Source organism: Streptomyces sp. NPDC052299, assembly GCF_040679335.1.
Taxonomy (GTDB): Bacteria; Actinomycetota; Actinomycetes; order Streptomycetales; family Streptomycetaceae; genus Streptomyces.
This window is the reverse complement of sequence record NZ_JBFAUP010000004.1, coordinates 123946-137673: the sequence shown is the minus strand read 5'-3', so window position 1 is coordinate 137673 and position 13728 is coordinate 123946. Positions and strand designations below refer to the sequence as shown.

The 13728-nt window shown below is 72.9% G+C and carries 15 protein-coding genes; 8 read left to right on the top strand and 7 right to left on the bottom strand.

What is annotated here, in order from left to right; translation table 11 throughout:
• Positions 1–41 precede the first annotated feature (41 nt).
• The 4 genes from AB0L33_RS08440 to AB0L33_RS08425 all read left to right on the top strand — a co-directional run bounded on the left by AB0L33_RS08440 (position 42) and on the right by AB0L33_RS08425 (position 3361).
• Positions 42–260: an MbtH family protein gene (locus AB0L33_RS08440; RefSeq protein WP_365678906.1), complete on the top strand. Its 219-nt coding sequence runs from the start codon at positions 42–44 to the stop codon at positions 258–260.
• Positions 257–1279 (top strand): guanitoxin biosynthesis L-enduracididine beta-hydroxylase GntD, encoded by a 1023-nt coding sequence (gene gntD / locus AB0L33_RS08435; RefSeq protein ID WP_365678904.1) that lies wholly within the window; start codon positions 257–259, stop codon positions 1277–1279. Before AB0L33_RS08440 ends, gntD begins: the two co-directional genes overlap by 4 nt.
• Entirely contained in the window at positions 1276–2022 is a 747-nt protein-coding gene (locus AB0L33_RS08430) for an SDR family oxidoreductase (protein ID WP_365678902.1), read from the top strand. Before gntD ends, AB0L33_RS08430 begins: the two co-directional genes overlap by 4 nt.
• Positions 2023–2110: 88 nt before the next feature.
• Positions 2111–3361, top strand: a complete 1251-nt coding sequence (locus AB0L33_RS08425; protein WP_365678900.1) for a cytochrome P450 — start codon at positions 2111–2113, stop codon at positions 3359–3361.
• On the opposite strand, the gene AB0L33_RS08420 is transcribed toward AB0L33_RS08425, so the two are convergent.
• Genes AB0L33_RS08420 through AB0L33_RS08410 form a run of 3 tightly spaced genes read right to left on the bottom strand, consistent with a single transcriptional unit; the run spans position 3331 to position 5440 of the window.
• On the bottom strand, positions 3331–4062 hold the full coding sequence (locus tag AB0L33_RS08420) for a 4'-phosphopantetheinyl transferase superfamily protein (RefSeq protein WP_365678898.1): 732 nt from the start codon (positions 4060–4062) through the stop codon (positions 3331–3333). The genes AB0L33_RS08425 and AB0L33_RS08420 overlap by 31 nt on opposite strands.
• Positions 4059–4640 carry a hypothetical protein gene (locus AB0L33_RS08415; RefSeq protein ID WP_365678896.1) on the bottom strand — a complete coding sequence of 194 codons (582 nt, stop codon included), beginning with the start codon at positions 4638–4640 and terminating at the stop codon, positions 4059–4061. Before AB0L33_RS08415 ends, AB0L33_RS08420 begins: the two co-directional genes overlap by 4 nt.
• 38 nt (positions 4641–4678) lie before the next feature.
• Positions 4679–5440: an alpha/beta fold hydrolase gene (locus AB0L33_RS08410; RefSeq protein WP_365678894.1), complete on the bottom strand. Its 762-nt coding sequence runs from the start codon at positions 5438–5440 to the stop codon at positions 4679–4681.
• A 245-nt stretch (positions 5441–5685) separates the two neighbouring features.
• On the opposite strand from AB0L33_RS08410, the gene AB0L33_RS08405 reads away from it, so the two are divergent.
• The gene (locus AB0L33_RS08405) at positions 5686–6036 is read left to right on the top strand and encodes a phosphopantetheine-binding protein (protein ID WP_365678892.1); all 351 of its coding nucleotides are present in this window, start codon (positions 5686–5688) and stop codon (positions 6034–6036) included.
• A gap of 74 nt (positions 6037–6110) precedes the next feature.
• On the opposite strand, the gene AB0L33_RS08400 is transcribed toward AB0L33_RS08405, so the two are convergent.
• Positions 6111–7214: a citrate synthase 2 gene (locus tag AB0L33_RS08400; RefSeq protein ID WP_365678890.1), complete on the bottom strand. Its 1104-nt coding sequence runs from the start codon at positions 7212–7214 to the stop codon at positions 6111–6113.
• A gap of 123 nt (positions 7215–7337) precedes the next feature.
• Here AB0L33_RS08400 and pdxH point away from each other — a divergent pair, with 123 nt between their 5' ends.
• On the top strand, positions 7338–7973 hold the full coding sequence (pdxH, locus tag AB0L33_RS08395) for a pyridoxamine 5'-phosphate oxidase (protein WP_365679434.1): 636 nt from the start codon (positions 7338–7340) through the stop codon (positions 7971–7973).
• 284 nt (positions 7974–8257) lie between these two features.
• Here the strand turns inward: pdxH and AB0L33_RS08390 are convergent, their stop codons facing one another.
• Positions 8258–9013: an SIS domain-containing protein gene (locus AB0L33_RS08390; RefSeq protein ID WP_361023022.1), complete on the bottom strand. Its 756-nt coding sequence runs from the start codon at positions 9011–9013 to the stop codon at positions 8258–8260.
• 184 nt (positions 9014–9197) lie between these two features.
• Between AB0L33_RS08390 and AB0L33_RS08385 the strand changes: the two genes are divergently transcribed.
• Both AB0L33_RS08385 and AB0L33_RS08380 read left to right on the top strand, forming a co-directional pair.
• Positions 9198–9890: a metal-dependent transcriptional regulator gene (locus tag AB0L33_RS08385; RefSeq protein WP_365678888.1), complete on the top strand. Its 693-nt coding sequence runs from the start codon at positions 9198–9200 to the stop codon at positions 9888–9890.
• Between the two features lie 476 nt (positions 9891–10366).
• Positions 10367–11260 carry an alpha/beta hydrolase gene (locus AB0L33_RS08380; protein ID WP_365679432.1) on the top strand — a complete coding sequence of 298 codons (894 nt, stop codon included), beginning with the start codon at positions 10367–10369 and terminating at the stop codon, positions 11258–11260.
• Positions 11261–11268: 8 nt separating this feature from the next.
• On the opposite strand, the gene AB0L33_RS08375 is transcribed toward AB0L33_RS08380, so the two are convergent.
• Together AB0L33_RS08375 and AB0L33_RS08370 are read right to left on the bottom strand one after the other, a co-directional pair.
• Positions 11269–12921, bottom strand: coding sequence for a transporter (locus tag AB0L33_RS08375; RefSeq protein WP_365678886.1), 1653 nt, complete (start codon positions 12919–12921; stop codon positions 11269–11271).
• On the bottom strand, positions 12918–13727 hold the full coding sequence (locus AB0L33_RS08370; RefSeq protein WP_365678884.1) for an ABC transporter ATP-binding protein: 810 nt from the start codon (positions 13725–13727) through the stop codon (positions 12918–12920). The genes AB0L33_RS08375 and AB0L33_RS08370 overlap by 4 nt, the downstream gene beginning before the upstream one ends.
• Position 13728 lies beyond the last annotated feature (1 nt).

The following is a 13728-nucleotide window of genomic DNA, read 5'->3' as shown; positions in this document are numbered from 1 at the left end:
GGATGCGACCGGCCCCGGCCGGCCAGAGAGAGGACACGACGATGGCGAACCCGTTCGACCACGAGGAGGGGACCTTCGCGGTCCTCGTCAACGACGAGGGGCAGCACTCGCTGTGGCCGTCCTTCGCCGAGGTCCCGGCCGGCTGGACGACCGCGCTGGGCGACAGCGACCGGGCCTCCGCGCTCGCGTACATCGAGGCCAACTGGACCGACATGCGCCCGAAGAGCCTGGTCGCCGCCACCGAGGGGAGCGCCCGATGACCGTCCTGGAGAGCGTCGCCGCGTACACCCTCACCGGCCGCGAGGCCGCCGAGCTCGGGGAAGGGCTCGCCTCGCTGCGCGACAGCGCGGGCGACCCGTCGTTCCCCGACTTCTACGACCACTCCTGGCAGGCCGTAGAGGTCCTGCCGGCCGGGCTGCGCGCCTTCCTGGAGGACTTCCGGCGCACCGAGCAGTCCGCCGCCTGCCTGGTCCACGGCTTCCCCGTGGACGACGAGGCCCTGGGCGCGACCCCCGCGCACTGGAGCGAGGCGATCACCGTCAAGAACGCCCTCGACCAGGAACTGGCCCTCGCCCTGTGCGGGATGGTGCTCGGCGAGCCCTTCGCCTGGGCCACCCTCCAGCAGGGGCGGCTCGTGCAGAACGTCCTGCCGATCGCGGGCGACGAGGAGAACCAGAGCGGCTACGGCAGCGAATCGCTCCTGGAGTTCCACACCGAGGACGGCTTCCACCCGCAGCGCTGCGACTACCTGATGCTGCTCGGCCTGCGCAACCACGACCGGGTGCCGACCATCGTCGCCTCCGTCCGCGACGTCCGGCTCTCCGACGAGGACCGCGACATCCTCGCCTCCGAGAGCTTCCACATCCTGCCCGACACCGAGCACATCCGGCAGCTGGAGGCGTGGGACCCGGACCACCCGGCGCTCGCCGAGGCACGCCGGATGCTGGAACGGCCGGTGCCCAGCGCCGTCCTGCTCGGCGACCGGCTCAGCCCGTACCTGCGCATCGACCGGCCCTTCATGCGCTGCGTGGACGACGACCCCCGGGCCGTCGCCGCCCTGGACCGGCTCATGGCGGAGCTGGAACGGGTCCAGCAGGACGTGGTCGTGGAGCAGGGCTCCCTGCTCGTCGTGGACAACTACCTGGCCGCGCACGGCCGCCGCTCGTTCCGGGCCCGCTACGACGGAACCGACCGCTGGCTGAAGAAGCAGCTGGTCAGCCGCAACCTGCGGCGCGGTCTGAACACGTCCACCACGGACAGCCACCGGGTGATCCTGTGACCGGGGGCCGCACCGTCGTCGTCTCCGGCGCGTCCAGCGGCATCGGCCGCGCGGTCGCCGCCCGCTTCGCGCTGGACGGCGACCACGTCGTCAACCTGGACGTGGCGAAGCCGGACGGCGAGGTCCCCGGCGTCCGGTGGCTCGACGTGGACGTGGCCGACTGGGACGCCGTGGGCGAGGCCGTCGCCGCCGTCCGGGAGTCCACCGGCCGGCTCGACGTGGTCATCGCCAACGCCGGGATCAGCATCCGCCACGGCGTCCTCGAACTCACCGAGGCCGAGGCGCGCAGGACCCTCGACGTCAACCTGATGGGCGTCCTCGCGCTGTGGCGGCACGCAGCCGGGCACATGGTCCGCCAGGGCCACGGCGTGCTGCTCGCCACCGCGTCCGTCAACGGCTCGCGCGGCTACCCGCTCTACGCGGACTACAACGCCTCCAAGGCTGGGGTCGCCTCGCTCTGCCAGACCTTCGCCATGGAGCTGAGCCCGGTCGTCCGGACCGCCTGCGTCACTCCGGGGGCGGTGCTCACACCGATGCAGGAGGCGGAGTACACCCCGGCCATGCTGGACGAGGTCAACGCCCGCATTCCGGCGCGGCGGCACGCCCTGCCGGAGGAGATCGCCGCCGCCTTCCACTATCTGGCGTCCGACGGGGCCCGGTTCATCACCGGGCAGGAACTCGTCGTGGACGGCGGCGAGACCGCCGGCGCCACGACGGCCTTCTTCCCGGGCCACACGTCCTAGCCGCGCCTCCGGGGCCGCCGGACCCCTCACGTCCGGCGGCCCCGGACTGCCCACGACCGCCGCCCACGACCGCAGAAATGGAACGATCATGACCGAGCGCCCCGTGTTCGACCCGGCGCACCTGGACACGGCCGACCTGTCCGATCCCCGGCTGCACGCCACGTACGACCTGCACGAGCTGTGGAGCCACCTGCGGACCGAGTCCCCGGTGCACTGGCACCCGCCGGCCGGACAGACCGACGGCTTCTGGGTGCTGACCCGCTACGAGGACGTCGCCGCCGTCTACAAGGACAGCCGCACCTTCACCTCCGAGCGCGGCAACGTGCTCGACACCCTCCTGCACGGCGGGGACTCCGCCGCGGGCCGGATGCTCGCCGTCACCGACGGCCGCCCGCACTCGGCGCTGCGGGGCGTGCTCAGCAAGCCCTTCTCACCGCGCTCGCTGGACGTCGTCGTGGACAGCGTGCGGCGCTCGACGCGCGAGCTGATCCGGCAGGCCGTGGAGCGCGGCAGCTGCGACTTCGCGACCGACGTCGCCGCGCACATCCCGCTCGCCGCCATCTGCGACCTGCTCGGCGTCCCGCCGAAGGACCGCGGTCTGATCATCGAGCTGACGTCCTCGGCGCTCTCCTCCACCGACGGCGCCCCCACCCAGGAGGGCACCTGGTCCTCCCGCAACGACCTGCTGCTCTACTTCTCCGAACTGGCCCAGTCACGGCGCGAGAAGCCGTACGACGACGTGGTCAGCCTGCTCGTCAGCAAGGAGGTCGACGGGCGCCCGCTGACCCACGAGGAGATCATCTTCAACTGCTACAGCATCATCATGGGCGGCCACGAGACCACCCGGCTCGCCATGATCGGCGGCTTCCGCGCCCTGGTCGACCACCCGGAGCAGTGGCGGGCGCTGTGCGCGGACGAGGTCCCGGTGGCCCAGGCCGTCGAGGAGATCCTGCGCTGGACCACGCCCGCCCTGCACAGCGGCCGCACCGCGACCCAGGACACCTTCCTCGGCGGGCAGTTCATCGAGGAGGGCGACGTCGTCACCGTCTGGAACGCCTCCGCCAACTTCGACGAGACGGTCTTCCCCGACCCGTACCGCTTCGACCTGGCCCGCACCCCGAACAAGCACCTGAGCTTCGCCCACGGCGCGCACTTCTGCATCGGCGCCTACCTGGCCCGGGCCGAACTCTCCGCCGTGGTCGAGGGCTTGCGGGAGTACGCCTCCGAGCTGGCGGTCACCGGCGAGGAGAGCCGGGTCTACTCGAACTTCCTCAACGGCCTCGCGAGCCTCCCGGTCACCCTGACCCCTCAGCCCGCCGCGGCCCTGACCTCCGCCTGAGCCCTCGTCCCCGGCCCCGTACCGCCGTCCGGTACCGGGGCCGGTACGGCGAGGCCCACCCGCAGCAGCCCGCGGCCGGCCGCCCAGGCCCCCCGCAGCAGCTCCGGGAACGGCGGCCCGTCCGGCACCGGTCCGCCCGGCACCCGTGCGGTGAAGGTGCCGTCCGCCGACAGGGACACCTCCGCGTCCAGGAACCCCAGCGGCAGCCCGGTCAGCGGATGCCACGCCTTGTACACGGCCTCCTTCACGCAGAACACCAGCCGGTCCCATGCCACCGGCCCCCCGGCCCGCCCCAGCTCCGCGACGGCCGCGCGCTCCCCGGCGCTCAGCACCCGCCCCGGCACCCCGTACGGCAGCGGCGCGTCCGGCTCCGCGTCGATCCCGACCGCCCGGAACGCCCCGGCGGGGGCGACGGCGGCGGCCCGGTAGCCCACGCAGTGCGTCAGGCTGCCCACCAGGCCCTCCGGCCACGTCGGCCCGTCCGGTCTCTTCCGTACCAGCGGCGCGGGCTCCCGGCCCAGCTGCCGCATGGCCTCGCGGGCGCAGCCCCGTACGGTCGTGAACTCGCGCCGCCGTTCCTCGACCACGTCCGCGACCAGCGCCGCCTCCTCCGGGAAAAGGCTGATCCCGGCCGCGTCCCCCGTGTCACCGAAGGACTCGACCAGGATCACCCCGGCGGGCAGCAGCCCGGCGGTCGTCACTCCGAGGTCCGGGGCCCGGCGGCCGGGGTGGCGGCCGTCTCGCGCACCGGCAGGGCGGAGTCCTTCGCCCGCAGCCCCAGGAAGTACTGCTGGACGAGCAGCGTCACACCCATGCCCAGCCACAGCGCGTTGACGTTGATCGGCTCACCGGTCGTCACATGGGCGATCGCGCCCACCACGAGCCGCGCCGCGATCGTCGCCAGCCACAGCCACATCGTGCCCATGCCGCCCTTGCGGATCACCTTGCCCGCGGGGGTCCGCCACATCGGCATCGACCGGGCGCGCAGGGCGCCGAACACCACGGAGACGGCGAGCGCGAGCACCAGGAAGCCGATCCCGCCCGCCGTCGCCTCGCTCGGCCCCGGCGGCACACAGCCCCGCGCCACGAGCAGCGCGCACCAGATGTACATCTGGGGCCGCACCTCACGCGCGGTGAACTGGGTGATCAGCACCCCCACCGTGATCCCCACGACGAGAACGGTGTTGAACACCACGGCGAAGTCGCCGCTCCCGTCGGCATGGACCGCCGCGAGCTGCGCGGTGGGGGCGACGGAGCCGTGGGCGAGCAGGCTGAGCATGGGCGTTCCCTCGGGAGTAGGGGGGGTGGGTGTACGGGTTACGCGGTGCGGGCGAGCGCGTCCGTGAGCGCGGCCACCATCGCGGCGGGGTCGGTGTGGGGGAAGTGGTGACCGCCGGGCAGCAGGGTGAGCGAGAAACCGGCCCCGGCGCAGGACCGCCACCCGGGCAGCCCGTCGGCGCGCGTCACCTCGTCGTCGGCGCCGCCGAACACGTGCAACGGGCCGGGCAGCGGGTCCGGCGCGGCGAGCAGATAGCTCTCCGCGAACCGGAGGTCGGTGCGCATGGGGCGCATGATCTGGGCCAGGAACTCCGGGAACTGGAGGAGTTCTTCTGGCAGTCCGCCGTTGCGGAGCAGCCAGTCGAGCAGCCCCTCGTCGGACGCCTGCGACATGGTCGCCGGGGGAGGGGTGTGCGGGGGCCGGAAGCCGGAGACGAGCGTGGCGACCGGGGCCGGCAGCCCCCGCGCCGCGATCCGGCGGCTCAGCTCGTAGACCAGCGCGCCGCCGAAGCTGTGCCCGAACAGGGCGTACGGCATGGTGAATTCGGGTTCGAGCCCGGCCAGCAGCCGTTCGGCCAGCTCGTCGAAGTCGTCCGGCATCGGCTCGTCCTGCCGCGTGCCCCGGCCCGGCAGCTCCACGGGGGCCAGCTCGATGCCCGGCGGGATGTGGCGCCGCCACCCCGCGAACGCCCCGGCGCCCGCGCCCGCCTGCGGTACGCAGATCAGCCGGGTGTGCGCGGTGCCGACGGCGAGCCGGCCGGAGACCCAGCGTTCGTCCTGCGGCCGTGCCGTCACACTCATGCCGTCCACCTCTGCTGTCCGTCACGGTCGGACAGCATTCTGGCAGCGGCCGGATGCCCTCTCCAGGCAACGGTTCCGGCACGCGGCAGGCAACTGGGACGCCCACCGGAAGCCGGGATTCCGTACGGAGTTGCCGCGCCCTTGCCGGAGTTGTTGCCTGGAGTCCGGGTGATCACCGCGCGGAACATGGGGCCCGGCGCATCCGTACCGGTGTCCGGCACGGCACCCGAACGTGGAGAAGTCCCATGACTGACAGCAGCACCGTGATCGACTCCGGCTCGGTGGAGGAGCTGGTGAGCAGGCTCGTGCTGCTCGTCGCCCCCCAGAAGAACGAGGACGGCAGCCCCGAGCAGCGCCTCATCTCCGACCTGGGCTACCACTCGCTGGCCCTGGCCGAACTCGCCTTCACCCTGGAGGACCTGTTCGGGCTCGACCCGCTCCCGCCGGAGAAGGCGATGTCGCTGGAGAGCGTCGGCGACGTCACCGGGCTCATCGCCGCCGAACTGGAAGGCGGAGCCGGGCACCTGCCCGACGGCGACGACATCCAGCTGATCTTCGCCCGCTACGGCGTCGAGTGGGCGCCCCAGGCCGCCTGAGGCGTTCCCGCCACCCCCCGAAACGGCCGCATGCCGTGATGTCCCCCGCACGCGGCATGCGGCTTCGCCTCTGATCAGCGCGTGTTCAGCTCCGCGTACCCCGCGACCTCGCGCGGGCTGCGCGCGCCCGGGCCCACGTAACGCGCCGACGGGCGCACCAGGCGGCCCGTGCGCTTCTGCTCCAGGATGTGCGCCGACCAGCCCGCCGTACGGGCGCACGTGAACATCGACGTGAACATGGGCGCCGGCACCTCGGCGAAGTCCAGCATGATCGCCGCCCAGAACTCCACGTTCGTCGCGAGCACCCGGTCCGGGCGCCGCGCGTGCAGCTCCTCCAGCGCGGCCTTCTCCAGCGCCCGCGCCACCTCGTAGCGCGGCGCGCCCAGCTCCTCGGCGGTGCGCCGCAGCACCCGGGCGCGCGGGTCCTCGGCGCGGTAGACGCGGTGCCCGAAGCCCATCAGCCGCTCGCCCCTGTCCAGCGCCTTCTTCACGTACGCCGTGGCGTCCCCGGTCCGCTCGATCTCCTCGATCATGCCGAGGACCCGGGACGGGGCGCCGCCGTGCAGCGGGCCCGACATCGCCCCCACCGCGCCGGACAGCGCGGCGGCCACGTCGGCGCCGGTCGAGGCGATGACCCGGGCGGTGAACGTCGAGGCGTTCATGCCGTGCTCGGCGGCGGACGTCCAGTACGCGTCGACCGCCTTCACATGGCGCGGGTCCGGCTCGCCCCGCCAGCGGATCATGAACCGCTCCACGACGGACTCGGCCTTGTCGATCTCCCGCTGCGGGACCATCGGCACGCCCTGTCCGCGCGCCGACTGCGCCACGTACGACAGCGCCATCACGGCGGCCCGCGCCAGGTTCTCGCGCGCGGTCTCCGCGTCGATGTCGAGCAGCGGTTTCAGCCCCCAGACCGGGGCGAGCATGGCCAGCGCGGCCTGCACGTCGACCCGGACGTCACCGGAGTGCACGGGGAGCGGAAACGGTTCGGCGGGCGGCAGCCCCGGCTCGAATGCGCCGTCCACCAGCAGCCCCCACACATGGCCGAAGGAGACGTGGCCGACGAGCTCCTCGATGTCGACGCCCCGGTAACGGAGCGAACCGCCTTCCTTGTCGGGCTCGGCGATTTCCGTCTCGAACGCGACGACTCCTTCGAGCCCGGGTACGAAGTCGGACATCAGGCGGCTCCCTCGGTTCGACGGTTGCGCCGGGCGGACCTCCGGCCCGTCCGGCCGCTGCGGCAGGATGGCACCGTGCCCACCCCAGACTCCTCATTCGATTCCACCACCGATCCGGCCGCGATGCGCGAGCAATACCGATCCGAGACCTTCACGGTGGACTCGCTCGCGCCCGATCCGATGGACCAGTTCGCGCGCTGGTTCCGCCAAGTCGCCGCCGGAGGCATGCTCCACGAGCCGAACGCCATGGTGGTCTCCACGGCGACCCCCGACGGCCGCCCCTCCTCCCGCACGGTGCTGCTGAAGATGTACGACGCGCGCGGCTTCGTCTTCTTCACCAATTACGGCTCCCGCAAGGGCCGCGAGCTGACGGACAACCCGTACGTCTCGCTGCTCTTCCCCTGGCATCCGCTGGCCCGCCAGGTCATCGTGACCGGCACCGCCGCCCGCGTCCCCCGCGAGGAGACCGTCGCCTACTTCCGGACCCGCCCGCACGGCTCCCAGCTCGGGGCCTGGGCGAGCGAGCAGTCCACGGTGATCGGCAGCCGCGAGGAGCTGACCGCCCGCTACGAGGAGTTGTCGGCCCGCTACCCGGAGGGCGAGAAGGTCCCGGCGCCCCCGCACTGGGGCGGCTTCCGCGTCGTCCCCGGGACGATCGAGTTCTGGCAGGGCCACGAGAACCGGCTCCACGACCGGCTGCGTTACGTCCGCGAGGGCGGCGAGGACGGCACGTGGCGGGTCGAGCGGCTGTGCCCGTGACCCCGTACCGGGCCTGAGAAAAAGCAGAACCCGCAGGCTCTGGTTCCCTCCTCGCGGAGGGAGCCGGCCGGATCTACCGGCGAGCCTGCGGGTCGGTGACTGCTTGGGTTTCGGCGGACAGCCCGCCGAGGTGCACGAAGTGCGACGACGGGCTGTCAGCCCGCAGCCACCTCACGAATCCGATAAGACTGCACTTTTCGGATCACCTCCTTTCGCGTGTACCGCCACCTTAGGAACCGCCTCCGTCCCGGGCAAGCGAATTAACGACGGAACTCCGGGGCCCCTCAGTGCCGGTAGAAAATGCGGTCCGCGTACCGCGCCATCACGCGCCCGTTCCACTCGTGCCCGCCGTCCACGTTCCCCGACCGCAGCAGCGGCGGCTCGATGCCCCGCTCCAGCAGCCGCTCCGCCGCCGCGGCCATCATGCTCTGCATGATCGCGCTGGTGACCACCGTGGACGCGGGCGCGAACGGCGCCTCGATGCCGTCCACCTCCAGCTCCGCGTCGCCGATCGCGATCTTGCTGTCGAGGACGATGTCGCAGTGGTCCCGCAGGAAGCCGCCCGAGCTGTGCCGGGACCGGGTCTCCTCCGCGTACGCGACCGAGGTGACGCCGATGACCTTCAGGCCCAGCGCGCGGGCGTTGAGCGCCATCTCGACGGGCAGGGCGTTGCGCCCGGAGAGCGAGATGATCACGAGCACGTCGCCGGACTTCGCGGGGCTGGAGTCGAGGACCGCGCCCGCGAGGCCGTCCACGCGTTCCAGGGCCGAGCCGAGCGTGGCGGGCATGACGTCCACGCCGAGGGCCCCGGGGACGGCCATGAGGTTCATCAGGGCGAGCCCGCCCGCCCGGTAGACGACGTCCTGCGCGGCGAGCGAGGAGTGCCCGGCGCCGAAGGCGAAGAGCCGCCCGCCCGCCTCGACGGTGTCGGCGATCGCGGCACCGGCGGCCGCGATGTTCCCGGCCTCCTCGTCCCGCACCCTCCCCAGCAGGCCGATCGCCGCATCGAAGAACTGACCGGCCAGCTTGCTTTCGCTCATCGGGGAGGACCTTTCCGGCGGGGTGGGGTGTCCAGGGGGCGTCCGTAACGCCGATCACGTTGCGGTCTGGACCAGTGGCCTGTCAATACCGCACGGCCCCGGCGCCGACGGCACGGCACGGTTATCGGCGCGATGCGTCAGAATTGGAGCCAGGGCCAGCGCACGATTGCATCGAGGGGCACGAATGTCCGGACTGATCGACACCACGGAGATGTATCTCCGCACCATCCTCGAACTCGAAGAGGAAGGCGTGGTCCCCATGCGCGCCCGGATCGCGGAACGGCTGGACCAGAGCGGGCCGACCGTCAGCCAGACCGTGGCGCGGATGGAGCGCGACGGCCTGGTCCAGGTCGCGGGCGACCGCCATCTGGAGCTGACGGAGGAGGGCCGCCGCCTGGCCACCCGCGTCATGCGCAAGCACCGGCTGGCCGAGTGCCTGCTGGTCGACGTGATCGGCCTGGAGTGGGAGCAGGTCCACGCCGAGGCGTGTCGCTGGGAACACGTGATGAGCGAGGCGGTCGAGCGCCGGGTGCTGGAGCTGCTGCGGCACCCGACGGAGTCGCCGTACGGGAACCCGATCCCGGGTCTCGAGGAGCTGGGCGAGAAGGCCGAGGCCGACCCGTTCCTCGACGAGGGCATGGTCAGCCTGTCCGAACTCGACCCGGGCAGCGACGGGAAGACGGTGGTGGTCCGCCGGATCGGGGAGCCGATCCAGACGGACGCCCAGCTGATGTACACGCTGCGGCGGGCGGGCGTGCAGCCCGGCTCCGTGGTCAGCGTGACGCAGTCGCCCGGCGGAGTGCTGGTCGGCAGCAGCGGCGAGGCGGCGGAGCTGGACTCCGAGGTCGCCTCGCACGTCTTCGTCGCGAAGAGGTAGACCGCGTTTCCGGGAGACCGGGCATCGGCAGCGGCCGGTGCCCGGTTCTTCTTTTTCCGTCCGGAACCGCAGCGCTCCGGCGCGGACCGTGCCAGTCTGTGGCGGAGGGGTGGCTGAGCGTGCCGGCCGCCGCCCCTGCCGCCGGGAGGGGAGCTGTGATGCACCCGTCGTACGCAGAGCACGCGGACAAGCGGACGGCCCCGGCGCCGCGAGGCGCCGGGGCCTGTCCCTCCCTGTGTCCGACCCGGAGCCCCGAGCTCCCGAGGTCGGTCCCGCGGGCCCTCATCCCCGAGTGGCCCGCCTCCCGCAGAACATCTCCCCGCGGCTGCCGTCGTCAATCCTGGGAAGCAGTCACTCGAACGAGCGGTGTTGCCCGGCAGAACCCGGATTTCGAATAAAGGTTCGATAGTCTGGCCGAGACAGACCACCCGGTGATCCAGCCGGTGATCCAGGGAGAGAAGGGGGTGCCAGAAGCTATGGCGCGGCGCATCGAAGTGACCGGATCGGACGGCGTACGCCTCGCGGCCTGGGAGTTCGCCGACCCGCCCCGGGCGGGCGCGGACGGCGCCCCCGCCCCCGCCGTCTTACTGCTGCACGGCCTGATGGGCCGGGCCTCGCACTGGGCGTCCACCGCCGAATGGCTCGCCGAGCGGCACCGCCCGGTCGGCCTCGACCAGCGCGGCCACGGCGACAGCGGGAAGCCGGCCGACGGCCCCTACACCCGCGACGCCTACGTGGCGGACGCCGAGGCGGTCATCGAACAGCTGGGGCTCGCCCCCGTCACGCTCGTCGGCCATTCCATGGGGGCCCTCACCGCCTGGCAGCTCGCCGCCAAGCGCCCCGACCTGGTCCGCGCCCTCGTCGTCTGCGACATGCGGGCCTCCGCGCTCGGCGCGGCCTCGCAGCGCGAGTGGGAGGACTGGTTCGGGAGCTGGCCGCTCCCCTTCGCCTCGCCCGACGCCGTGCGGCGGTGGTTCGGCCAGGAGGACCCCTGGGTGGAGCGCCCCAGCCCGTCGCGGGGGGCGTTCTACGCCGAGGTGATGGCCGAGCGGGACGGCGGCTGGTGGCCCGTGTTCTCCCGCCGCCAGATGCTGGAGTCCCGCGCCACCTGGGTGTTCGACGCGCACTGGGAGGAGCTGGCCCAGGTCAGGTGCCCGACCCTGGTGCTGCGCGGCCTGGACGGCGAGCTGGGCCGGGCGGAGGCCCAGGAGATGGTCCGGGTCCTGCCGCGCGGCCAGTACGCGGAGGTGGCCGACGCCGGACACCTCGTGCACTTCGACCAGCCGGAGGGCTGGCGCGCCGCGGTCGAGCCCTTCCTCGAACAGCTCTCCGAGGACGCGCGGGACGACCGCGAGCCCGTAGCCCCGTAGCACCCCCTTCAGCCCTTGCTGACCGCCGTCAGGATCTCCGGCAGCCGCATGGCCATGCGCGGGGCCGCCAGGCGCAGACCGCCCCAGGCGATCAGTGACCCGTACACCGCTCCGACCGGGAGCAGCAGCCACAGCCAGTCCGTGCGGTCCGTGACGTGCAGGGTGATCGTCAGGGCGATCACGGGGGCGCTCAGCACGGCCGCCGCGACCATGCCGCCGAGGATCGAGATCCAGGCGAGCCCGGCCTGCCCCGGCGCCACGTTCTTGAACGCCCCCTCCTGCGGCACCGAGTACGGGAAGCTCACCGAGGCCACCGCGCCCGTCGCCAGCATCGCGCCCAGCAGCGCGAACGACAGACCGGTCACCCCCGGCAGCGACTTCCAGTCGCCGAGCAGCGCCGCCGTCACGACCGCCACGAGCACCGTGTACGGCAGGGTGATCAGCAGCAGCGCCAGCGCCCGCGCGCGCAGTTCGAGGTACGCGTCCCGGGCCGAGGAGATCGTCTGGGCGACCATCCAGAACGCGGAGGTGTCCTGCCCGAACTGGTTGTACATCTGCATGCCGAGCATCCCGGCGGCGAAGCAGGCGAAGTACACCGTGCCCTGGCCCTGGAGGGCGTTGATCAGCGGGACGATCAGCCCGATCGCCAGCGCGGTCACCCAGGCGGCCTTGGTCTTCGGGTCCCGGGCCACGTACCGCAGGGCCCGCTGCATCACCGTGCCGGTGCGGTCCTCCGGGAGCAGGGCCCACAGGCCCGCGCCGATCCTGCCCGACTTCTCGCGGTCCGGCCCGGCGGCGGCGGTCGTGGAGCCGTCCGGCGCGGTCATCAGCTTCGTCAGGCTGCGCCGCCACAGCCACAGCAGCACCACCAGCGCGGCCGCCGCGATCAGCAGCTGGACGACGGCCCGCCCGTACGCCCCCTCGGCGGCCGAGTCCACGGACCCCACGGCCGAGGCGGGCGGCAGCCAGCGCACCACGTCCGCCGCCGGGTCGAGCGGGGCGAGCCCGCCGGTGCTGCCCAGGCGCTGGGCGCCGAAGTTGACGACCTGGATGCCCACCGCGATCAGCAGGCCGCTGAGGACCGCCAGGTCCCGGCCCTTGCGGGAGGTCAGCAGCCGGGTGTTGGCGGCGGCGACCGCGCGGGCCAGGGCCACGCAGACCAGCAGGGTCAGCGGCACGGCGAGCACCGCGAAGACCACCGCGCCCGCCCCCTCGGCCAGCGCCGCCACCGAACCGGCCGCCAGGCACAGCGTGAACAGCGGGCCGAGTCCGATCAGCGAGGAGACCAGCAGCGCGACGATCAGCGGCCGGGGCCCCAGCGGCAGCATCACCAGCCGGGTCGGGTCCAGGGTCTCGTCCCCGGCCGAGAAGAACAGCGGCATCACCGCCCAGCCGAGCGCCAGGACCCCGGCGAGCAGCACCACCAGCGAGTCCGCGTGGTCGTGGCCGCGCAGCAGGACGAGCCCCAGCAGCAGCACGGCCGCGAACAGCAGCGAGCCCACGACCGAGACCAGATAGACGGCCTTGCGCCCGCTGGACTGGCGCAGCCCGTTGCGGAGCAGGGCCAGCTTGAGCCGGGCGAACACGGGGATCAGCGCGGACGCGCCGGTCGCGGCCCCGGTCCGGGGGCCGGTGCCCGCGGGGGCGTCGAGCACGCTCATCGGTCGCCGCCCAGCCAGTCCAGGGTCTCCCCGGTGTCGCGGTCGCCCGCGCCGACGAGCTCCAGGAACGCGTTCTGCAGGGAGGACGCCTCGCCGCGCACCTCGGCCAGCGGGCCCTGGGCGCGGATGGTCCCCGCCGCCATGACGGCCACCCAGTCGCACAGCGACTCGACCAGCTCCATCACATGGCTGGAGAAGACGACGGTCGCGCCCGAACGCGTATAGCGCTCCAGCACCTTGCGGATGGTCTGCGCCGAGACGGGGTCGACGCCCTCGAACGGCTCGTCCAGGAACAGCACTTCGGGGTTGTGCAGCAGGGCGGCGGCGAGCCCGATCTTCTTGCGCATCCCGGTCGAGTAGTCGATGACCAGCTTGTGCTGGGAGCCCGCCAGGTCCAGCACGTCCAGCAGCTGGGTGGCCCTGCTGTCCACCTCGCGCCCCGGCAGCCCGCGCAACCGGCCGGTGTACGCGAGGAGTTCACGGCCGGACAGCCGCTCGAAGAGGCGCAGGCCCTCGGGCAGCACCCCGATCCGGGACTTCACCTCGACCGGGTCGCCCCAGACGTCGCGCCCGCCGATCTCGATCCGCCCCTGGTCGGGCCGGAGCAGCCCGGTGACCATCGAGAGCGTGGTGGTCTTCCCCGCCCCGTTGGGCCCCACCAGGCCGATGAACTTGCCCGCGGGCAGCTCCAGATCGATGCCCGCGACCGCGGTCTGCTCGCCGAACCGCTTCCACAGCCCCTGCACGCGCACCGCGGGCGGTGTCCCGGCCCGCTGCGTTCCCCCGCGTTCTGTCCGGTCCGCCATG